This is a genomic window from Neobacillus sp. NPDC093127 (assembly GCF_044754175.1).
Classification (GTDB): domain Bacteria; phylum Bacillota; class Bacilli; order Bacillales; family Cytobacillaceae; genus Neobacillus.
In genome coordinates this window covers 310,539-332,361 of the sequence record NZ_JBIVOP010000001.1, presented here as the reverse complement: position 1 = coordinate 332,361, position 21,823 = coordinate 310,539, and the positions used below count along the sequence as shown (strand labels likewise).

The 21,823-nt window shown below is 39.7% G+C and carries 23 protein-coding genes; all 23 read left to right on the top strand.

What is annotated here, in order from left to right; genetic code table 11:
* The first annotated feature begins 29 nt into the window (after positions 1-29).
* The 23 genes from ACIQCO_RS01670 (at position 30) to ACIQCO_RS01560 (ending at position 21,766) form a co-directional block, all read left to right on the top strand.
* On the top strand, positions 30-1,466 hold the full coding sequence (locus ACIQCO_RS01670) for an aldehyde dehydrogenase family protein (protein WP_400425101.1): 1,437 nt from the start codon (positions 30-32) through the stop codon (positions 1,464-1,466).
* A gap of 32 nt (positions 1,467-1,498) precedes the next feature.
* Positions 1,499-2,290, top strand: coding sequence for a fumarylacetoacetate hydrolase family protein (locus ACIQCO_RS01665; protein ID WP_400425098.1), 792 nt, complete (start codon positions 1,499-1,501; stop codon positions 2,288-2,290).
* A complete protein-coding gene (locus ACIQCO_RS01660; RefSeq protein WP_400425095.1) occupies positions 2,290-3,078 on the top strand; it encodes a fumarylacetoacetate hydrolase family protein in 789 nt (262 codons plus the stop codon). The genes ACIQCO_RS01665 and ACIQCO_RS01660 overlap by 1 nt, the downstream gene beginning before the upstream one ends.
* A gap of 102 nt (positions 3,079-3,180) precedes the next feature.
* Positions 3,181-3,567 carry a 5-carboxymethyl-2-hydroxymuconate Delta-isomerase gene (locus ACIQCO_RS01655; RefSeq protein ID WP_400425092.1) on the top strand — a complete coding sequence of 129 codons (387 nt, stop codon included), beginning with the start codon at positions 3,181-3,183 and terminating at the stop codon, positions 3,565-3,567.
* Between the two features lie 173 nt (positions 3,568-3,740).
* On the top strand, positions 3,741-4,424 hold the full coding sequence (locus tag ACIQCO_RS01650) for a GntR family transcriptional regulator (protein ID WP_400425089.1): 684 nt from the start codon (positions 3,741-3,743) through the stop codon (positions 4,422-4,424).
* Positions 4,425-4,610: 186 nt separating this feature from the next.
* Positions 4,611-5,798 (top strand): cytochrome P450, encoded by a 1,188-nt coding sequence (locus ACIQCO_RS01645; RefSeq protein WP_400425087.1) that lies wholly within the window; start codon positions 4,611-4,613, stop codon positions 5,796-5,798.
* 44 nt (positions 5,799-5,842) lie between these two features.
* Entirely contained in the window at positions 5,843-7,030 is a 1,188-nt protein-coding gene (locus ACIQCO_RS01640) for an ABC transporter substrate-binding protein (RefSeq protein WP_400425084.1), read from the top strand.
* A gap of 41 nt (positions 7,031-7,071) precedes the next feature.
* On the top strand, positions 7,072-7,953 hold the full coding sequence (locus ACIQCO_RS01635) for a branched-chain amino acid ABC transporter permease (RefSeq protein ID WP_400425081.1): 882 nt from the start codon (positions 7,072-7,074) through the stop codon (positions 7,951-7,953).
* Between the two features lie 18 nt (positions 7,954-7,971).
* Positions 7,972-9,030: a branched-chain amino acid ABC transporter permease gene (locus ACIQCO_RS01630; protein ID WP_400425078.1), complete on the top strand. Its 1,059-nt coding sequence runs from the start codon at positions 7,972-7,974 to the stop codon at positions 9,028-9,030.
* Positions 9,027-9,818, top strand: coding sequence for an ABC transporter ATP-binding protein (locus ACIQCO_RS01625; protein WP_400425075.1), 792 nt, complete (start codon positions 9,027-9,029; stop codon positions 9,816-9,818). Before ACIQCO_RS01630 ends, ACIQCO_RS01625 begins: the two co-directional genes overlap by 4 nt.
* Positions 9,811-10,557, top strand: coding sequence for an ABC transporter ATP-binding protein (locus tag ACIQCO_RS01620; protein ID WP_400425072.1), 747 nt, complete (start codon positions 9,811-9,813; stop codon positions 10,555-10,557). The genes ACIQCO_RS01625 and ACIQCO_RS01620 overlap by 8 nt, the downstream gene beginning before the upstream one ends.
* 37 nt (positions 10,558-10,594) lie before the next feature.
* Positions 10,595-10,903 (top strand): Rieske (2Fe-2S) protein, encoded by a 309-nt coding sequence (locus ACIQCO_RS01615; RefSeq protein ID WP_400425069.1) that lies wholly within the window; start codon positions 10,595-10,597, stop codon positions 10,901-10,903.
* Positions 10,904-10,995: 92 nt separating this feature from the next.
* Positions 10,996-12,324 (top strand): aromatic ring-hydroxylating oxygenase subunit alpha, encoded by a 1,329-nt coding sequence (locus ACIQCO_RS01610; protein ID WP_400425066.1) that lies wholly within the window; start codon positions 10,996-10,998, stop codon positions 12,322-12,324.
* Positions 12,324-12,824, top strand: coding sequence for a 3-phenylpropionate/cinnamic acid dioxygenase subunit beta (locus ACIQCO_RS01605; protein WP_400425064.1), 501 nt, complete (start codon positions 12,324-12,326; stop codon positions 12,822-12,824). Before ACIQCO_RS01610 ends, ACIQCO_RS01605 begins: the two co-directional genes overlap by 1 nt.
* A 180-nt stretch (positions 12,825-13,004) precedes the next feature.
* Positions 13,005-13,748, top strand: coding sequence for a prolipoprotein diacylglyceryl transferase (locus tag ACIQCO_RS01600; protein WP_400425061.1), 744 nt, complete (start codon positions 13,005-13,007; stop codon positions 13,746-13,748).
* Entirely contained in the window at positions 13,741-15,162 is a 1,422-nt protein-coding gene (locus ACIQCO_RS01595) for a radical SAM protein (RefSeq protein WP_400425058.1), read from the top strand. The genes ACIQCO_RS01600 and ACIQCO_RS01595 overlap by 8 nt, the downstream gene beginning before the upstream one ends.
* A gap of 84 nt (positions 15,163-15,246) precedes the next feature.
* Entirely contained in the window at positions 15,247-15,534 is a 288-nt protein-coding gene (locus tag ACIQCO_RS01590; protein WP_400425055.1) for a hypothetical protein, read from the top strand.
* Between the two features lie 16 nt (positions 15,535-15,550).
* Positions 15,551-16,018 carry a flavin reductase family protein gene (locus tag ACIQCO_RS01585; protein ID WP_400425052.1) on the top strand — a complete coding sequence of 156 codons (468 nt, stop codon included), beginning with the start codon at positions 15,551-15,553 and terminating at the stop codon, positions 16,016-16,018.
* 457 nt (positions 16,019-16,475) lie between these two features.
* Positions 16,476-17,684 (top strand): MFS transporter, encoded by a 1,209-nt coding sequence (locus tag ACIQCO_RS01580; protein ID WP_400425050.1) that lies wholly within the window; start codon positions 16,476-16,478, stop codon positions 17,682-17,684.
* A 158-nt stretch (positions 17,685-17,842) separates the two neighbouring features.
* Positions 17,843-18,688 carry an alpha/beta fold hydrolase gene (locus ACIQCO_RS01575; protein WP_400425047.1) on the top strand — a complete coding sequence of 282 codons (846 nt, stop codon included), beginning with the start codon at positions 17,843-17,845 and terminating at the stop codon, positions 18,686-18,688.
* 155 nt (positions 18,689-18,843) lie between these two features.
* On the top strand, positions 18,844-19,497 hold the full coding sequence (locus ACIQCO_RS01570; protein ID WP_400425044.1) for a GntR family transcriptional regulator: 654 nt from the start codon (positions 18,844-18,846) through the stop codon (positions 19,495-19,497).
* A 54-nt stretch (positions 19,498-19,551) separates the two neighbouring features.
* Entirely contained in the window at positions 19,552-20,745 is a 1,194-nt protein-coding gene (locus ACIQCO_RS01565) for an acyl-CoA dehydrogenase family protein (RefSeq protein WP_400425042.1), read from the top strand.
* Between the two features lie 67 nt (positions 20,746-20,812).
* The gene (locus tag ACIQCO_RS01560) at positions 20,813-21,766 is read left to right on the top strand and encodes a VOC family protein (protein ID WP_400425039.1); all 954 of its coding nucleotides are present in this window, start codon (positions 20,813-20,815) and stop codon (positions 21,764-21,766) included.
* The last annotated feature ends 57 nt before the right edge of the window (positions 21,767-21,823 follow it).

Below are 21,823 nucleotides of genomic sequence, written 5' to 3'. Positions count from 1 at the left end.
AGAATTAGATTTTTAAAAAGGGAGTGAGGATGGCAATGACCAATAGAAAAAAAGCCTTATTTATCAATGGTGAATGGGTAGAGGCTCAAGTTTACAGCAAGCTTTTCTCTCCTTACTCAGAAGAAGTGATTGGAGAAATTCCTTCTGCTACACCTGAAGAGGTAAATAAAGCGATTGAAGCGGCCTCCAGTGCAAGAGAAGTTATGGCGAAGATGCCCGCTCATCAGCGTGCAGCAATACTTGAAAGATTAGTAGACTTAATGGAAAAGCGCTCAGATGAAGCGGCAAGGATTATTGCCCTGGAAGCAGCAAAGCCGATTTCTACGGCAAAGGATGAAGTTGCCCGAACGATACAGACTTATAAATTTGCGGCTGAGGAAGCAAAGAGGATCCATGGAGAAACCCTTCCGATAGATGCTGCCCCCGGTGGAGAAAATCGAGTAGCCTACACTGTTCGCGAACCACTTGGGGTAATAGGTGCTATCACTCCTTTTAATTTTCCAATGAATTTAGTGGCCCATAAGGTGGGACCTGCCATCGCTGCAGGAAATACGATTGTCTTAAAGCCGGCATCGCAAACACCGCTGTCTTCATATTTTTTAGCAGAGCTGCTCCAAGAAGCGGGATTGCCAGCGGGTGCCCTTAATGTGATTACTGGGAGTGGGACAGTAGTAGGGGATAAATTAGTTTCGGATAATCGAATTAAGGCAATCACCTTTACGGGAAGTCCTGCCGTGGGAATCGGCATACGGAATAAAGCGGGTTTAAAACGAGTCACCCTCGAACTTGGCTCAAACGCGGCGTTAATTGTTGATAAAGGGGTGGATATCGATAAAATTATCTCCCGCTGTGTAAAGGGAGCTTTTTCATTTCAAGGGCAAGTTTGTATTTCCTTACAGCGTGTCTACGTTCACGATAGTTTATATGAAAGCTTTGTAGAGAAATTTGTTGAAGCAACCAAAAACCTGCAAATAGGTGATCCGTTAGATCCAAAAACAGATGTGTCAGCACTAATTTCCAAAGATGATGTAGAGCGGTCGCTTGACTGGATTGAAGAAGCCAAAGCCCGCGGAGCTGAGGTAGCCTTTGGCGGAACAGCCGAGGGAAATATCCTTGTTCCTACCGTTTTATTACATGCAGATGCAAACTTAAAGGTTTCCTGCCAAGAAGTATTTGCCCCAATTGTCCTAATAAATAAAGTTCACACTGTAGAGGAGGCCTTTGATCTTGTTAATGACTCCCGCTACGGACTCCAGGCAGGGATTTATACAGAAAATGTACATACTGCCTTGCTTGCAGCTGAGAAATTGCATGTCGGCGGGGTAATGATTAATGACATTCCGACTTTCCGGGTTGACAATATGCCGTATGGCGGTGTGAAAGAGAGCGGTACTGGCAGGGAAGGGATTAAATACGCCGTTGAGGAAATGACAGAACTTAAATTAGTTGTTTTTAACCGAAATTAGCAAATTATTTAAGCGGTAGGGGAGTGATGATGTTGACCAAAGCAACAATTAAATTTTCCGGGAAGTTACAGGAAGAGGAAGTTACGATAGATGTGGTAAATGGAAAACTTGTGCATAACGGTAAATCATGCAAGCTAGAAAAGCTAAAATTAAGTGCCCCTGTATCAGGGACTATTTACGGTACACTTTTGAATTATAAGGGGACACTTTCCGCCTTAGAAAATGCCATCCACGAACCTCCTTACAATCAGCCGCCAAAGGCCCCGGTTCTTTACATTAAACCGGTCAATACTTTAAATGGTTATAACATGCCAATTCCATTGCCTTTAGATATTGAGGAATTAGAGGTTGGAGCAGCACTAGGTGTAGTAATTGGCAATAAGGCGACACGAGTTAGTGAGGAACGGGCACTGGAATATGTTGCAGGCTATACCGTTGTTAATGATGTGAGCGTACCCCACAGCAGTGTGTACCGCCCGGCAATAAGCCAGAAAGCCAGGGATGGATTTTGTCCGGTTGGCCCGTGGGTGATTGAACGGAATGCTATAACCGACCCAAACTCATTAACGATAAGGGTATACATTAATGGTGAACTTAGGCAGGAAAATACTACGGCTAACTTAATCCGTCCTGTTCAAAAGCTGATTGCCGAAATTTCGGATTTTATGACTTTGGAAGCTGGCGATATACTGCTAATAGGGGTTCCAGAAGGGGCACCATTGGTTAAGAGAGACGATCACATCCGAATTGAAATTTCTGGTGTGGGCAGCCTGGAAAATAGGGTCGTTTGCGAACAGGCACTTATTGCTGGAGGTGTAAAATAATGAAACGAGCAAGAGTAGCGTATGCCGGGGCAATTCATGCGGCAGTGGCAGCGGGTAATCAGCTTAAGCTTGATGATGGCCGCATCGTGGATGAAACTGAGGTAATCTGGCTGCCTCCCGTTAAGCCGCAAACCGTCTTTGCACTGGGTTTAAACTACGCTGATCACGCGGAAGAATTGGCATTTAAGGCACCAACAGAGCCGCTTGTTTTCTTAAAAGGGCCAAATACGTTCGTTGGACACCGAGCGCAGACACGCCGGCCTGCTGACGCTGCCTTTATGCACTATGAGTGTGAGCTCGCTGTTGTGATGGGCCGTCAAGCACGTAAAGTAACACGTGAAGATGCTTACGATTATGTTGCGGGATATACGGTGGCGAATGACTATGCCATCCGTGATTATTTGGAAAACTATTATCGGCCAAATTTAAGGGTCAAGAACCGTGATACCTGTACACCGATTGGACCGTGGTTCGTAGATAAAGAGGACGTTGCCGATCCAATGAATCTAACTTTAAGAACTTTTGTTAACGGGAAATTGACACAGCAAGGTTCAACAAAGGATATGATTTTTGATATTTCATCATTAATTGAGTACCTAAGCAGCTTTATGACACTGAATAAGGGTGACATTATCTTAACAGGTACCCCTAAAGGGTCAGTTGATACGGCTGTGGGGGATGAAGTGGTTACTGAAATTGAGGGTATTGGCAGGTTAGTCAATACAATTGTTGGGGATGAAACATTTAATATCGCTGAATCTAAACAGCAGGCAGAAAATTCAATTTAATCTCCTATTAAATAATGGTATTGCCACTTTACCAAATCGTCCAGCGGGAAGTTTTAAAGACATTCTCGCTTTTTTTCTATTAACCTATAAAGGAGTAGAATTATGCCTCATATTCTAGTTGAATATACAGACAATATTAAAACAGAAGCCAATATTCCCAGCCTTTTGAAAAAATTAAATATGGTGCTAGTCTCAAGAAGCGATATATTTCCGACAGGAGGGATTCGTTCACGCGCCTACCTGCTTCATGATTATTGTGTTGCTGATGGAACGGAGGATGATGCGTTTGTCCACGTCATGTTAAAAATTGGTGCAGGTCGATCTTCAGAGGATAAAAAGGCAACCTGTGATGTACTATTTGCCGTCATTAAGGAACATTTTTCTGAATTATATAGGGACCGATATTTAGCCTTGTCGATGGAATTAGTTGAGTTTAGTGAGGCAGGTACTTACAAATTTAATAATATACACAAACGCTATAAGAGGTAGTTTACTAATTCGCCAGTGTCAGTATCAATTATCTGGAAGAAAGCCATCACAGGCATTTTTTTGGCGTTCTACTATACTACTGTAAAACAATTGAAAAGAATATTTTGAAAAATAATATATGATTTAACCAAAAAAACCTTGAAATCATATATGATGTAGTATATGATTCTTGTATGAGACAAAATAACCAGAACCAATCCATTAGTAAAACTCAATTAGCTTATGAATTTATCCGTACACAGATTTTGGAGGGAGTTTATGGACCTGGCCAGCGCATTGTCATTGACCAAGTTGCTAAAGAAATGGGGGCTAGTACCATTCCGGTTCGCGAGGCTATTCGCCAACTAGAAGTAGATGGTTTCATTCAATATAAACCCTATAGCGGGGCAATTGTCAGTGTAATCAATGATACAGAGTATATAGAAACACTCTCTGTCGTGGCGGTTTTAGACGGATACGCGACTGCTTTAAGTTCTCGAAATATGACTGATGCTCACATTCATAGACTTCAAGAGCTAAACAAACAAATGGAAGAAGCTCTTTATCAGTTTGAATTCGAACAATTCGGGATATTAAATCGTCAATTCCATTCCATAATCTATCAAGAGTGCGGAAACTCGTTTTTACAAGAAGAAATTAATCAATCCCAGCTGAGATTAGACAGAGTTCGCCGTTCTATTTTCACCTTTGTTCCGCAGCGGGCCCGTCAATCTATTGAGGAGCATGCGAGCATTATTCGCCTTATTCAAGAAAAAGCGCCTGCCGATGAGATTGAGAAAATGGTTCGTCAGCACAGGATCAATACAATAATTGCTTTTAAAAACCGGATGAATTCGGAACAGGACAAAAAGGAATAACCACTAATTAAGAAAGGAGGACAATTTTTTTTAACTCGATTAGTCTGAAAATAGATTATATTCAAACAATATTTTTGTAGAAAGAACTAGTGATGAAACGATCTTTTATAAAATAAATGAGAGCGTTTCCAACTGGAAAATCGTCAGCAGGATCCTTTATCAACAAAAATAAAGGGGGAAATGGTTATGAGTATTATGACAAATTCTGAAATTTCGCTACAGCAATTAAACGAAGACCCTTATCCAATCTATGAGAAATTAAGAAAGGAGGCACCGGTTTGTTACATAAGCAGCATGGGACGCTGGTTGGTTACACGTTGGGATGATTGTAAGTATGTAGAAGAAAATTCAGGCATTTTTTCGGCAGCAGAAGACCCATCGATGATGACAAAAGCAATGGGTTTAACGATGCTGCGGCAGGATGGCGGGAATCACAAGCGGCTCAGAATGGCAGTTGAACAGCCGCTGCGGCCGAAAGCTGTCCGAGACAAGTGGACAAATACGTTTCGTGAGGATGCAAATGAGTTAATTAATCGATTTATTAATATCGGTGAAACAGACTTAGTGAAACACTTTGCAGGTCCATTTGCGGGGAGAACACTTAAAAGGATGCTTGCACTTGAAAATGTTTCCGATCAAGAAATCCAGGATTGGTCCATTGCCTTTATGGAGGGTATGGGAAATTATAACAATGATCCAGCGGTATGGAAGAGAATGGAAGGTGTAAATCGAAGAATTAATGACGCCATCGATGAAGTGATTCCATTTTTAATGAAGAAACCTAATGACACCATTTTATCCAGTATGGTTCACAGCTACGAAGACCCAGAGGAAAAGCTCACAATTGAAGAAATTAGAGCAAATGTAAAGCTGATTATTTCTGGGGGATTAAATGAACCACGTGATGGGATTGCTTCAGCAGTCTGGGCATTATTAACCTATCCAGATCAGCGGCAATTAGTAACTGAGAACCCGCAATTATATTCCAGCCTTGGGGAAGAGGCCATTCGTTACATCGCACCTGTTGGGATGTATCCAAGACAAGTAGCAGTTGATACAACATTAAATGGGGTGGAATTAAAAAAGGGTGAACGGATAATGGTTTGCCTTTCATCCGCGAATCGTGATGAGCATATTTGGAAAAATCCTAATCAATTTGATATCACCCGTGAAAAGGTAAAAGGACATATGGCCTTTTCAATGGGATCGCATTTTTGCGTGGGGGCATGGATGGCCCGATTACAATTAGCAATCTCCTTGCCATTAATCATGGGGAGATTAACAAATTTAAGGTTAAATCCAAATGAAGAATCCAAATTTTGGGGTTTTGGATTCAGAGGATTATTAAATCTTCATGTTCAGTGGGATATCTAAGTTACTAATCTATTATCAATATCATTTTAATAAGGGGTGTAATAATGAAAAAATTAATGGCAGCAGTCTTTTTCCTAATCAGTATTTTAACACTTAGCGCATGTAATTCCAGTTCGGAAACTGCTTCAAAGGACAAGGGTAACTCTGAAACAATCAAAATCGCAGGAATCTTTTCTTCTTCAGGCGGTGCTGCACCCCTCGGGGAACCAGGGTTAGAAACGTTAAAAATGGTAGTTGAAAATCAAAATAAAGAGGGCGGAATCAACGGTAAGAAGATTGAATTAATAACTTATGACGATAAGTCCGACCAAAATGAAGCCGTATTGGCAATGAAAAAGGCTATCACTCAGGATAAGGTTTCCGTAGTTATTGGCGGAACAATCAGCGGGAATGCTTTAGCGATGCTTCCACTTGCAGAGCAAAATAAAGTACCATTTATCGCAACATCGTCAAGCTATCAAATTTATCAAAAGGAAGATGGTTCTTCACGCGAATGGATATTTAAAATGCCGCCTAATGATAGCCATGCGGTAGAGAAAGACTTGCAATACTTAAAGTCTAAAGGAATCAAAAAGGTTGCTTGGTTAAACGTTTCCAACTCATTCGGGACTGGTGCACATACAGAATTTAAAAAGATGGCTTCTAAGTATGGAGTAGAGGCGGTCATTGAGGATGAATTTGAGGTAACAGTAAAAGACGCTAAGCCGATGCTGACTCGTGTCAAAAAAGAGAATCCAGAAGCCATCATTGTTTGGGGCACGGTTCAAGAGTCATCAGTTGTAATTAAAAACATTCATGAACTAGGATTTTATTTACCGGTTATTGGAAGTCATGCGATTGGTTCAGAACAGTTGATTAAATTGGCAGGCGATGCTACTAATGATGTTGTCTTCCCATCTGGTAAACTGATTGTCGCCGGCCAATTGGAGGATAAAGACCCGCAAAAAGAAGTGCTCTTAAAATATAAGAAGATGTATGAAGACAAATACAGTAAGGGCGTCAGCTTATTTGGTGCACATCCTTGGGATGCCTTTTATATGCTCAAAGAAGCGGTTGAAAAGAAAGGAGCCAATCCAAAAGATATTAGAGATTACCTTGAAAATAACCTTGGTGAGTTTATTGGGCTCAATGGAATCTTTGAAATTACACCAAAAAATCATAATGGATTAACGACGGATAACGCCCTAGTGATGGTAAGAATTAAAGATGGCAAGTGGATTGCAGAGGAATAAGATAAATTTGCGTTTTTCTTTTAAAAAAACGGAGGGATACAATGGAACTATCTAGCCAGATCATCCAGCTGCTATTTTCCGGTTTAACAATCGGAGCCATTTACGCCTTAATCGCAATTGGCTTTGTCATTATCTACAATGTCACAGGCGTCTTAAATTTAGCTCAAGGTGAATTCGCCATGTTTGGGGCGTTAATCAGTATATCGTTAGTTAAGATGGGGCTGCCTTTATGGGCAGCTGTCATCTTAAGTATTATGATGGTAATCCTAATTGGTGGATTGTTTGAACGGGTAGCGATTTACCCGGCCCGAAAAGCCTCAGTACCGACACTTATTATCATAACAATCGGTGTTTCAATCGCATTCCGTGGTATTGCCATCTTAATTTGGGGTACACAGCCTCAGTCGTTGCAGCCGTTTACGGATAATACCCCAATCAAATTTTTGAATGCGGTATTATTGCCGCAAAATATTTGGGCCATTGGTCTATCGCTTGTTAGTTTAGTCGCCATGTTTTATCTATTTAACAAAACATTTATTGGCAAAGCGTTAACTGCCTGTGTAGTCAATCAATTTGCTGCAAGGTTAATGGGAATTAAGCCAGAAAAAATGTCACTCTTAGCGATTTCTGCAAGCGCTGGTCTTGGTGCACTTGCTGGTATCGTGATGGCACCAATTTCGGGTGCAACTTACGACATGGGAATGATGATTGGATTAAAGGCATTCGTTGCCGCAGTGGTTGGAGGATTAACGAACGTCCCAGCAGCAATCGGCGGTGCCTTTCTAATAGGAATTTTAGAATCCTTCGCTGAGGGATTATGGTCTTCAGGGTTGAAGGATGTTGTTAGCTTCTCGTTATTGTTACTGATTTTATTTCTTAAACCAGAAGGATTGTTTGCGAAAGCTTCAGGCAAACGGGTATAAAGGAGGGAGGAATTTCAAGTGGGAAAAAGAAATCTCAAAAAGATATATAATAACAGCCTCATAGGTCTCATTATTCTTCCTATCCTAATAGGGTTGCTGCCAGTTGTAATCCAATCAAGCTATATCCTAACGGTCTTTATCATGATTGGTATTTATGCAATTGTGTGTAATGGAATGACGATGCTCATCGGATATGCAGGGCAAATTTCTTTAGGTCATGCTGCATTTTATGGGATAGGGGCTTACTCCTCTGCAATTGTAACAACTACTTATGGCTTATCACCCTGGCTCGGGATGATTGTCGGAATGACCATAGCCGCAGTCATTGCCTTAATCGTGGGAATCCCAACCTTTAAATTAAAAGGACATTACCTTGCTTTAGCCACATTAGGCTTTGGCATTATCGTATTCACCTTATTTAAAGAGTTTCGGGAATTAACAGGCGGGTCTAATGGTTTTTTCGGAATCCCATCCATTAGCCTTTTTGGCTTTGAATTTAATAGTGACCTCCGCTATTTTTATTTAGTCTGGGTGTTTGTCTTTATCGGAATTGTATTCTCACGTAATATCATTCATTCGAGAATTGGCCGGGCTTTACGTTCGATTGAGGGAAGCGAAATTGCCTCAGATGCAGTCGGAGTAAACATCATGAATTATAAGCTTCAAGTGTTTGTTTTAAGTGCGATGTTTGCATCATTAGCGGGATCATTTATAGCTCATTATATATCCTTCATCAATCCTGATTTATTTGGTGCGATGACCTCCATTTATTTCTTAATCATGGTTATTATTGGCGGTTCTAAGAGTATTTGGGGATCGGTAATTGGTGCAGCATCCTATGTATTATTAGGGGAATTACTGAAACATTTTATGCCGATGCTATTACCGAACAAAGGCGGGGAATTTGAAATTGTTTTCTTTGGTATTTTATTAGTGGTAACGCTTATTTACATGCCTAATGGATTATCCCCTCAGTTAGAAAAGATATTTTCAAAGGTTCAAAAGAAAAAGGTAACCATGGAAACTCCGTTGCAGGTTAGTAAGGAACAAATTGCTTCGGGAGGGGAAAATCAATGAGCGGCACGGAAGTAATTTTAAAGGTTGAAAATTTAACGAAGCGATTTGGCGGTGTTGTTGCTGTCAATGATGTTTCCTTCGAAGTAAATAAAGGTGAAATCTTTGCGGTTATTGGACCGAATGGTGCAGGAAAAACGACATTGTTTAATATGATCACGGGCGTATTGCCGGCTTCCTCAGGGAATGTCCTTTTTGAAAATAAAAACCTAACTAGGAAGAAACCCTATCAAATTGCGCAAGCTGGATTGACACGTACATTCCAGAATTTAGAGGTATTTAGTAATATGTCTGTCATTGAAAACGTCATGACTGGCGCCCATTTAACGATGAAAACGAATATGCTTACGGCAGGGTTACGATTACCAAGGGTTGCAAAAGAAGAAGTTAAAATCATGGAAACAGCAATGGCATGCTTAAACCGGGTCGGTATTGCCCAATATGCCCATGATTTGTCAGTTACATTGCCATATGGAAATCAAAGATTATTAGAAATCGCCCGTGCCGCTGCCTCAAATCCCAAAGTAATTCTTTTAGATGAGCCAATGGCCGGCTTAAATCCAGAAGAATCAAGGCAGCTTGTCGATGTTATTTTGAAAATGAGGGAAGACGGGATGACCTTTATTTTTGTTGAGCATGATATGGAAACGGTTATGACCATTTCAGACCGGATTGTCGTCCTTGACAATGGCGTGAAAATTGGTGAGGGGACGCCAGAACAAATCTATCAAAACCCTAAGGTAGTTGCTGCGTACTTAGGCGATGAGGAAGAGGAGGATGTTTATGCTTAAGGTTGAAAATCTCCATACCTATCATGGCTTTCTCCACGTCTTACAGGGAATTGATTTTGAATTAACTGAGGGTGAATTACTAGCCATTGTCGGCTCCAATGGTGCAGGGAAAAGTACACTGCTTGGAACCCTTGCCGGTGTATACGCACCTAAAGATGGCTCAATCACATATAAAGATGAAGAGATTACTAAATATAGTGTTCAAAAGGTTGTATCGAAAGGCATATGTCTTGTACCCGAACGCCGGCAAATTTTTTCCTCGCTCAGCGTTAAAGATAACTTGTTATTAGGTGCCTATCATCGCTATCACAAAGACAAGAAAAGTATTCATAAAGATTATGATGATGTAGTGGAAATGTTTCCTCGCTTAAAGCAAATGTTAGACCGTCCCGGCGGTTTACTATCTGGCGGGGAGCAGCAAATGCTGGCCATCGGACGCGGGCTAATGGCCAAACCGAAGGTACTTATGCTGGATGAGCCCTCATTAGGATTGGCACCGTTAATTGTCAAAGACATTATGAATATCTTAAAAAGATTATGCCGCGAAATGGGGACAACGATTATCCTTGTTGAACAAAATGTAAAAGCGGCACTGAAGGTTGCTGATCGGGGCTGCGTTTTAGCTCATGGAAAAATCGCAATCTCTGGGACCTCACAAGAGTTATTGAAAAATCCGAAAGTCCAGGAAGCTTATTTTGGTAAATCAAGTAACAAAAGTGATGTACCGATTACGATGTAGTACCTCCACTTAAAATAAGATTAAAAGGGGGATTTAAATGAGTGAAAAAGTGAAATTGTGTAGTGTAGCTGATTTATTAGAAGGTGAAATGGTATCTTATACTGTAAATAATTTTCCAATTGCTGCTACAAAAATAGGTAATAATGTCTTTGCCGTAGAGGATATGTGCAGTCATGCAAAGTGCTCCTTGTCAGAAGGGTTAATCGAAAATGAGTCAATTGTTTGTCCATGTCACGGTGCTGCTTTTGACTTGAATACAGGAGAGCCTTTAAATCCTCCTGCTAAGAAACCGATTAAAACCTATGGTGTATTGGTAGATGGAGAAAGTCTTTATATTAAACTATAATGATGCAAAATAATTAACAAGCTAAAACTTATTAGAAGGATGAGCCCGTAGCAACCAAATCGATTTTAATAAAAGGAGGTTGAAACCAACATATGAAATTAGAAGAGCTTCAGCAAATGAAAGAAAAAATGGAAGACGGATATTTGCCGCAGTGGGTTGTAACGGATCCGGAAATATATAATTTGGAACAAGAAAGGATATTTTCTAAGACCTGGTTATTTCTAGGACACGAATCGGAATTGAAAGAGCCTGGACAATTCATAACTAGAATGATGGCCGATGACCCGATTCTCTTAATGAAAAATAAGAATGGTGAAATTAAGGCCTTTCTTAATTCATGCTCTCATCGAGGTACACGATTATGTACAGAAGATTTCGGAAAAAAGAAAACGCATACATGTCCGTATCACGGATGGAGTTATAATCTTGATGGCGAATTAATTGGGATTGTGGCCGGCAATAAAGTGTATGGAGAAAAGATGGACAAAAGTGAGTGGGGGCTCCGTCCTGTTCCACGTGTTGAAAGTTATCAAGGTATGATCTTTGGCAACCTCAATTTTAATGCAGTTCCGTTAGAAGAATATTTAGGTGAGATGAAATGGTATTTTGATATTATGCTAGGACGTAGTGATGGAGGTATGGAAGTAAGAGGACTTCCACAGCGTTGGGTGGCAAAAGCTAATTGGAAAATGACAAGTGAAAACTTCGCAGCTGACCCTTACCACGTTCAGACAACACACAGATCAGCGGTAGAAATGAAGCTTACACCTACAGATCCCTTATATGCCTCGTATGGACATCAAGTCGTGCTCTCTAATGGACATGGAATCAATGTCATCACATCTGCAACTGGAGAATCGGCAAACAAATACCAGGGGATGCCAGAATCTATGTGGCCGATGTTCGAAAAAAATTTAAATAAAGAACAATTGGAAGTATTCTCAAAAGTAACGAACTTTGTAGGTGGAGTATTTCCAAACCTTTCATTTTTAAGCTCATGCAGCGGCTCTGAAGGAACAAAGCATAATCATCTTAATTTTCGGGTATGGAGGCCAATAGCCCCGGATAAAGTGGAAATTTGGGTGTGGTATATGATTGATAAGGAACTTCCAGAAGATTACAAGGAAAAATCATATAAAGGTTTTCTTGCTACCTTTGGAGCAGCAGGCACGCTCGAACAGGATGATACAGAAAATTGGGCGCGCATTATTGAGGCAAGTCAAGGAAGGATGGCAAGAGACAGAAAATTAAGTTACAACAATGTTGCTAACTATCTAATGGGCTTTGATAATGTAGAGCCAGATGAGAATTTTCCAGGTCCGGGCATAGCATACCCAACATGTTACACTGACCACGCTGCCAGAAGTATGCACAAATATTGGCTTGAGCTCTTAATGAAGGAATCGGAGGGGGAAGGCTGATGGAAAATGATTTACATTATGAAATTTCGCAATTTCTCTATAAGGAAGCATATTTACTCGATCATCGACAATACCGGGATTGGCTGAGTCTGCTTGCAGATGACATTACATATATCATGCCTTTAAGGGTAACCGTTGACAATAAAGTGGAAACAAATTTAATAAATGAAATGACTTATATTACAGATACAAAAAATGATATTTCAGTAAGAGTGGAAAGGCTTTATACAAAATCAGCCTGGGTTGATAATCCTGCCCCAAGACAAAGGCATTTTATTAGCAATATAATGATAGAACCTACTAACATTGCGGATGAATATAAAGTAAGAAGTTATTTTTTATTTAAACGGAGCAGAGCTTCAGAAATAAATACAGAAGAACTATTTGGAGAGCGGGAAGATATAATCCGGAGAGTAAATGGGGAGTGGAAAATTGCCCAGCGCACGGTTTATTCAGATCAGGCTGTATTAACTGTCATGAATTTAAGTATGTTTTTATAATTTATTATTTTTAACGAACATCATCTAATATTAAAGATGATGTTCGTTTTTTCAATTTGTAAGCAGACAAATAGAGAAAAAATGGTATTAAACAAGCAAAAATTAACAGAAAGTCATTATTTATTATTAATATTCTGATAATATAGAAACAAAGCTTGATTTTAGAAAGGAGAGAAAAAGGTGAATTTTCCTTTCTATATATTTGGAATTCATCCGCATTTGTTATTTGAAGCGCTAGCTTACTTTATCGGCTTCCGAGTATATTTATTTACGAGAAATAAGGAACGAATTCCGATGGATAAAGCACTATGGGTGGTAGTTGGGGCCACATTAGGCGCCGCCTTAGGTTCGAAGTTTCTTTATTTGTTTGAAGACCCCGAAAAGACACTAGAAAATTGGAATAATCTTATTTATCTAATCGAAGGGAAAACGATTGTCGGCGGATTATTAGGCGGATTAATTGGTGTAGAAACAGCCAAAAAATTAATTGGCTGGACGCGTTCGACCGGAGATGATTTTGTTCTGCCCTTAGCAGTGGGGATGATGATTGGGAGAATCGGCTGCTTTTTAACAGGGTTAGATGATCATACATACGGTGTGGCAACCACTTGGTTTACAGGTGTTGACTTTGGGGACGGAATTAAGCGGCATCCTACCCAGTTATATGAAATATGCTTTTTGCTAGTTCTAATTATTGTACTCTATCAAATAAAAAGGAAACAAGTTGGATGGGAGGGATTATTGTTCCAGTTATTCATGCTTAGTTATTTATCATTCCGCTTGATGATTGATTTCATTAAACCAACACCCCACCCATACTGGATCCTTAATAATATTCAGCTTGCAAGTTTACTCGGAATCGCGTATTACCTCTGGTTAATAAATAAAAAACAAACAGAAAGAAGGAGAGAAGTCCATGCCTAACCGTCCGTATTTATTTTATGAATTAACGAACAGTATTTGTTCAACCTGCCTGCGTAAAGTCGAAGCAAAGGTCATTATCGAAAATGAAAAAGTATATTTGGTGAAGAATTGTATGCAGCATGGGCGGGAGAAAGTATTGATTTCCACAGATGTTGCCTACTATAAATGGTGCCGCGAGTTTATTAAGCCCTCGGAAATGCCTTATCGGTGGAATACACCGATTAAGTATGGCTGTCCGTATGATTGTGGACTATGTCCCGACCATGAACAGCATAGCTGCTTGACGCTGTTAGAAATAACCGAGAGATGCAATTTGAAATGTCCGATTTGTTATGCAGAATCTTCCCCGCAAAAAGGGAGCTTCCGCAGCCTGGAAAAAATTGAATTTATGCTCGATAATATTATAAAAAATGAGCGGCATGCAGATATCGTTCAAATCAGCGGCGGAGAGCCAACCATCCATCCGCAGTTTTTTGACATTCTCGATCTGGCAAAATCTAGACCAATCCGGCATATAATGGTGAATACGAATGGGCTGCGAATTGCCAATGATAAGGAATTTGTAAAGCGGCTTGCCGCTTACTCTCCCGGCTTTGAAATTTACCTTCAATTCGATAGCTTTGAAAAAGAAGCCCTTGAAGAATTAAGAGGGATAGATTTACGAGACATCCGCCAAAAAGCGATCGAGAATTTAAATGAGTATAATATTTCCACGACCCTCGTTGTGACACTGAAAAAAGGACTAAACGACCATGAGGTTGGAAAAATCATTCAGTATGGCTTGCAGCAGACATGTGTGCGAGGGGTAACCTTCCAGCCCATCCAAGCAGCCGGGAGATTGGAAGACTACGATCCATCGACGAATCGTTTAACGCTTAGTGAAGTCCGGCAGGTGATTATCGACCAATCGAATGTATTTGGACCAAAGGACATCATCCCTGTTCCCTGCCACCCAGATTGCTTGGCAATGGGGTACGCCTTAAAACAAGAGGGTGACGTCACACCGTTAACAGGTTTAATTGATCCGAAAATATTATTGGAGGGGGAACGGAATACGATTGTATTTGAGCAGGATGATAATATTAAAAATATGATCTTCAAACTGTTTTCGCTAAATCACTCACCAGATTCGTCGGCCTTATCTTTACAGGATTTATTATGCTGTCTTCCGAAAGTTTCGATGCCTGGACAAATTGGCTATGACAATGTATTCCGTGTGATTATCATGCAGTTTTTAGACGCATATAATTTTGATGTCCGTTCTGTGAAAAAATCATGTGTTCATATTGCCCATCCAGATGGCCGCATCATTCCGTTTGACACGTATAATTTATTTTATCGCGATGAGAAAGAGCAAGAGCTGAAGAAAATTCAGGCAGAGCTTGAAGGGCGAACTTTTGTTAGTGCGGAATAGTCGTATATTGTGCCCGCAAACCCGAAAAAAGAGGCAAGACGGTCACAAAAAAGTTCTATTCTACAGAAATAGGGGTGTTTTGAGGTGAGTCCAAATCAAGGGAATAAAAAAGATGGGTCATTAAAAGACTTTTGGATTGGAATGGGAATCTCTCTTGGAATTTACTTACTAGGTTTATTCGTTTTATTTATGTTTGCCTCTATCTTTTTTGCCTATTTGTGTATTGCAATCATTGGCTTAGTTCTGTTTCCAATCATAAGTTTCGCAATGAAAAGGAACCGGTTAGGGCAGGGGGCATTAATTGGTCTGGGATTAAATATATTATTATTTACCGCCTGCTTTGGAATCTTAATATCCAATTTTGGTGGATGAAAAGGAGTGGAGCATGATGGATGATCGTCAATTTCGCGATGCGATGGGCAAATTTGCGACAGGGGTAACAGTCGTGGCAACAGAGGTTGACGGAGATGTTCATGGGATGACCGCCAATGCCTTCATGTCCGTTTCACTGAATCCGAAACTTGTTGTAGTCTCTATTGCAGAAAAGGCACAAATGCTGAAAAAAATAAAGCAGAGCGGGAAATTCTCCGTTAATATCCTTGCTGCTGACCAGCAAAAGCTGTCAATGGTTTTTGCCGGACAGGTGAAAAATCAACAAGAAGTGGTGTTCGAACATCTAAATGGCGTTCCTGTATTACCAAACTCATTGGCGCAAATTTCCTGTGAAGTCTCGGGTGCACATGTCGAGGGGGACCACACGTTGATTATTGGAAAGGTTACAGACATTCGGATTGAAGATTCCGAACCACTTATTTATTATAGTGGAAAATATCGAAGGTTGGCAGAGGAATATTGAAGAATCATGTCAGTTAGATAGTTTTTTATGGTTTTTTAATTGCGATTAAACAAAAGATATCCTTTTTTTAAGATTAGTAGTAAAATTTTACTTGAATTAGGATTACAGAAAAATGCGCTGAATTTTTCAGCGCATTTTTCTGTGTTTTCGTAAAATAATACTTAATTTTTAAAAATAAAAAATATTCAGAATACGTTGACAAGGAATATTTACCTATGTAAAATTACAGTTAGTAAAAGAAAGCGCTTTTTTTACAGTAAAGGCTATTATTAGTAACGAGAGAAGAAAAACTAAAATTTTAGTAGGGTTTCAACTTGAATTTTAGTCTATTGTTTTCGATGGCCAACAAAAGCGATAGACACGGTCAGAAATTTAATTTTTTATGAAAGCGGATTCATTAGTTATTTTCCACTTTCACCGTTTTGATTCAATTATTGAATAAAGGGAGGTTTATTCATTGGCAGTAAAAACAATCAGCAGAAATTTCCTCAAGTTTTTGGTTGTCATTCTTGCATTCCAGGATGTAGCTGCAGGGGTAGCTGGATCAATTATGGCGGACATTATTGAGGCGTTTCCACAATATGACCCGACAATCGTTATGTTAGTTGCGACCTTTCCAGGATTAATTCAAATTTTTCCGGCACTCTTTTACGGTAAACTCACCAAAATTTTCAAGAAGCGGACACTTTTGTTTATCGGCTTAAGCCTTTTTATTATCGGTGGAGTACTCCCTACATTTATTGATAGTTTACCACTAATTATTGTAATGAGAGGTATTTTAGGGCTTGGTGTTGGGATCACTATGCCATTATCGGTAGATGTGATTACCGATTTCTTTGATGGCAGAGAAAGGGATTTCTTAATCGGTTTTGGAACTTCAACTATCGCATGTATTGGAGCGATATTCTTTCAATTAGTTGGTGGCATTTTAGCAGATTCTTTTGGCTGGCACTATGGTTTCTTAACCTACCTATTCCCAATCTGGATACTAGCCGTTACAATCCTTTATCTTCCAGAGCCTGAAAAGAAACAGCATGATAAAACAGAAGGATCAGCGCCTAGCCAAAAGGTTAAATTACCGAAATCAATCTATTGGGTTTGCTTAGGACAGGTATTATATTCCGGTTTGATTTTTGGCTATGTAACGAATATTTCCGTTGTCATTCAAGCCGATAAATTGGGTAATGCAACCGAGGCTGGTCTGGCAATCTCAGTTTTTACTTTTGGAACACTGCTTGCAGGGTTTTTATTTGGAAAAATAAAACACAGGCTGCCAAACTATTACTTACCGGTGGCTGTTTTAGTAACGGGACTAGGCATGGCCGTTTGTTACTTTTCCCAAAATTTATCGATGATTTTTGTTGGAAGTCTTGTAGGAGGCTTTGCAATGGGAATCGGTCTCCCAGGTGTTTTTACTAAAGTTTCTGAACTTTCCCCTGCTGGTGCATCGGCCGTGGGATTAGTCGTTGTAGGTCAAGGTCTCGGAGGAATCATGGGTCCTTTTGGATTTCAGCTTATCCAAACCTTATTTACACAGGATATTGGTAGATTTCCCTTAGCTGTAAGTGCGATTGGATTAATAGTGCTGGCATTGATTTGGGCGATTTCAGTGCGGGTTCCAAAAAGGGATTTGGAAGTACCAGTAAAAATATTTAGAATTTATTGACAAAGCGAAATATACAGATGTAGAATTATAGTCAAGGCAAGAAAGCGCTTTATTTTGGTTATTTACCACTATTATCACATTATTAACACCTAACTAAAATTTTAGTTGGGGTAACCTGGGAGTTCTAAATTATTTTTGAAAAGTGGGGTTATAAAAGAATGGCGGAAATTTTATCTAGAAAAGCCCAAACAGGAGACTATCAAACATTTTTCTATGAAGGCGGTGTGCCATCCGCGGAAACGATTATTTTTCTACATGGCAGCGGCCCTGGAGTAAGTGCAAAGTCAAATTGGCAGCACATATTACCACATTTCAAAGAAAATTTTCATGTATTGGCGCCAGACATATTCGGATTTGCCAACACTGACCATCCTGAAATCTACCCGAAAAATGGGGCAGAATGGATGAATGAAAGGATCAAACAGGTTCTAGCATTAATGGACGAATTAGGGGTTGAAAAAACACATTTAGTCGGTAACTCCCTTGGAGGTGTCATTGCCCTGCATCTTCTCATGTATGCTCCGGAACGGTTTGACCGTGTTGTATTAATGGGGGCAGGCGGAGGCTTAACTGAACCAACTCCAGAACTTGCAAAATTAGCAAACTTCCATAAGGATCCAAATCCTATTGCATTTAAAAATCTATTAAGCTGGTTTTTATATGATCAAAGCGTTCTGGAAGATGAGCTTGAGGCAATTGTTGCAGAGCGATTGGAGTTATTTTTGAAGCCAGAGGTCCGCAGATCCTATGAAGAAAATTTTTCGAAATCACAGTTAACCGATATGCTTGTTCCACCATCCGCACTAAAACAAATGGATCATTCTATTTTACTAATTCATGGCCATGGAGACCGATTTGTACCGCTTCAAAGCAGTCTATATGTAATGGATCATTTGCCAAATGCCCAGCTTCATATCTTTAAGCGTTGTGGACATTGGGCGCAAGTAGAGCAAAAAGAAAGATTTATCAAACTAACATCAGATTTTTTCAACGGTGAACTATAGAAAGACTATGAAAAGGAAGCATTAAGTTCTTGCTAAATACACCGTTGATTTCCAATAAATATGGCAGCATATTGTTTAGTTGGTAGACTTCCACTAACGAATTGCCATAATATGGAGATAAGACAAGAATACGAGAGAATCGAAGGTGTATGAACATGAAAATAGATAAGGCTTATCGTTATATTAAAAGACAAATTATTGAGGGCAATTGGGAACCGGAAGCAACTATCAATGTGAATGAACTATCTGAAATATTAAATATTAGCAGAACGCCAATCCACAAGGCATTATCGAAGCTTGAGCAAGAAGGGTTTCTTACCATTATTCCTCAAGTAGGGGTATATGTTAAAAGACCAGATCCAAATGAAGTTATCGAGCGCTTATTGGTTTGTGCAAATCTTGATGCATTGATGACGGAGCAAGCAGCCTTACATTTGACAGATGAAGACTTTCATTATATGGAAGCAACCTTAAAGAAAATGGATAATCCAAAGCTGTCAGTCGATGACTATTCCAGCCTTAATATTGATTTTCACCGGACTATTTATCGAGCTTCCAAGTTAACCTACACTTTTAATTTAGCCAATCAGCTTTGGGATTACTTGAATTTTGTTGGGAATCCAGATGACATATTTACCGTTGAACGGAGAAAACAATCTCAAACAGAGCATTGGGTTATATATTATAGTCTGAAAGAAAAAGACAGTAAGATGGCAAAAAGATTGATGGAAAAGCATATGCGCCGGGTGTCTCAGTTAGTAGGAGAAAAATATCAGAACATCGAAATAAAACAGCGGGTGTTTAACTAGTCAAGACCATACAGATGAAAAAGCAAAAAGTCTAATTTGCGGGAGGTAATTTTTATGGAACAGGGTGTTCTGGAAACAAAAAGAGAATTGGTGGATAAGGCCCGATCTTTAATCCCGAAATTACGGGAATATAGTGAAGAAATAGAAAAAACGAATACATTACCTAAGACCATTATTGAGGATCTGCAAAAAGAAGGTACTTTAAAAGTTTTACGCCCCTATCTTTTTGGCGGTTATCAGACAAATATGCGCACTTATACAGAGGTTGTAACCGAAATTGCCCGAGGCAATGGGTCTGCAGGCTGGTTTGTTGCACTAAGTAATATTAGAGATTATATGATTTCGTATACTTTTGGTGAGAAAGCATTAAATGAAATTTATAAACCGGGTGAAGATGTCGTTTTAGCTGGAAACTTTAAACCTATTAAGTGTGATATCAAGAAAGTTGACGGTGGATATTATATTGAGGAAGCACAGTGGCCGTTTGTTTCAGGAAGCCCGCATGCTGATTGGTGTTACTTTGGTTTTCCGATCGTAGATGATAATGGCGGCGTGGAAATGGCGATTATGGTAATTCCACGTGACGAATTAGAAGTTCTTGACGACTGGTATGTAATGGGGTTAAAGGGTTCAGGCAGTAATAGCTGCAAAATTAAAAATGTTTTTGTCCCTGATCACCATGTGTCTTTGGACCGCTTAGCTAGCAAAGGTCACTATCTAATTGAGCCGTTAAAAGAAGTTGCATTGTATCGTTCTTCCTTTGTACCGTCGCTTACATTGTCAATTGTTGCACCTGCATTAGGACTCGCTCAGGCGGCAATGGATTTATATATGGAAAGACTCCCTAAGGCAGGTATAGGAAATACCTTCTATAGAAAACAAAGCGAAGCAGCTGTAACACACCACCAGGTAGCACAAGCACAACTTAAAATTGACTCCGCAGAGCTTCATCTATATCGAGCTGTCGACAAAATCGATGCATTTGCTGAACGAGGAGAGGTAATGGATACGGCCGAAATTATTAAAGTGAAAGCTGATTTTGGCTATGTTAATCAATTATGTAAAGAAGCAATTGATCTCTTAGTAGCTGGCGTCGGCTCGATGTTCACCTACGATACAAACCCACTTCAAAGAGTCTATCGAGATTTCTTAACCATGCATTTACACGGTTTCATCACACCTTCTAGTTTGATTGAAACGTATGGAAGAGTTCTTTGTGGACAGGAACCGAATACTTATTTTGTTTAATTGATTAAAATTAACTAAGCATGTCAATAGTTTTCAAATTATTCAAAAATAAAGGGAGGCAATTTGGATGAGTTTACCGGAAATCGCAAAGTTAGGACACGTGGCGTTAGTTACGACAGATCTTGAAAAGTCACTTTGGTTTTATAAAGAAGTGATTGGTTTAGAGGAAACAGAAGTAGTAGACGGTATCCATTATTTACGCGCTTGGGGAGATTTCGAACACCATACCCTTTCCGTAAAAGCTGGTGAAAAACCACAGCTTGATCATATTGCCTGGCGGGCAAAACGCCCTGAAGATGTAGAAGGTTTTGCTAAACTCTTGCAGGAAGCCGGTACCGAAGTAGCATGGGTTGAAGCTGGGGAGGAAGCAGGGCAGGGAAGAGCGATTCGTTTTCAATTGCCCAGCGAACATCGCTTTGAAATTTATTATGACATGGAAAAAACATTAGCTGATCCATCTAGACGTTCTGTTTTAAAAAATCAGACCTATAAATCCTGGGCACGCGGTGTTTCACCAAGACGAATTGATCATGTCAACCTCTTAACATCATTGAAAGCAAATGTCATTTCAGATTATCTTCAAGAAAAGTTAGGATTTAAAATGCGTGAATACGTAAAAGCACCTGATGATTCTTTAGTCGGCGCCTGGTTAAGTGTTACACCTTTAGTACACGATATCGCTGTCAGCCATGACCCATTCGCGCCAACTACCCATCAAATTCACCACATATCTTATTGGCTGGATAATGCCCAAGACCTTCTTAGAGCTGCAGATATTTTAAAAGAACATGGTATTTTCTTCAAAGGACCTGGTAAACACGGTATATCTCAAGCAATGTATATTTATGCGATTGATCCAGGAAGCGGACTGCGCGTGGAATTATTCACAAATGGATATTTAATCTTTGAACCTGATTGGGAACCAATTGAGTGGACCGTAGATGAAATGGATATCGGTTTCACCTTCTGGGGGGATCAAATGGATACGCTTCCAGAGAACAATCCAACAATTGAGGCATAATAGATTTAATAGAATAGTAGAATTTTGACATAGTATTAAAACAGAAAGGGGATAAGA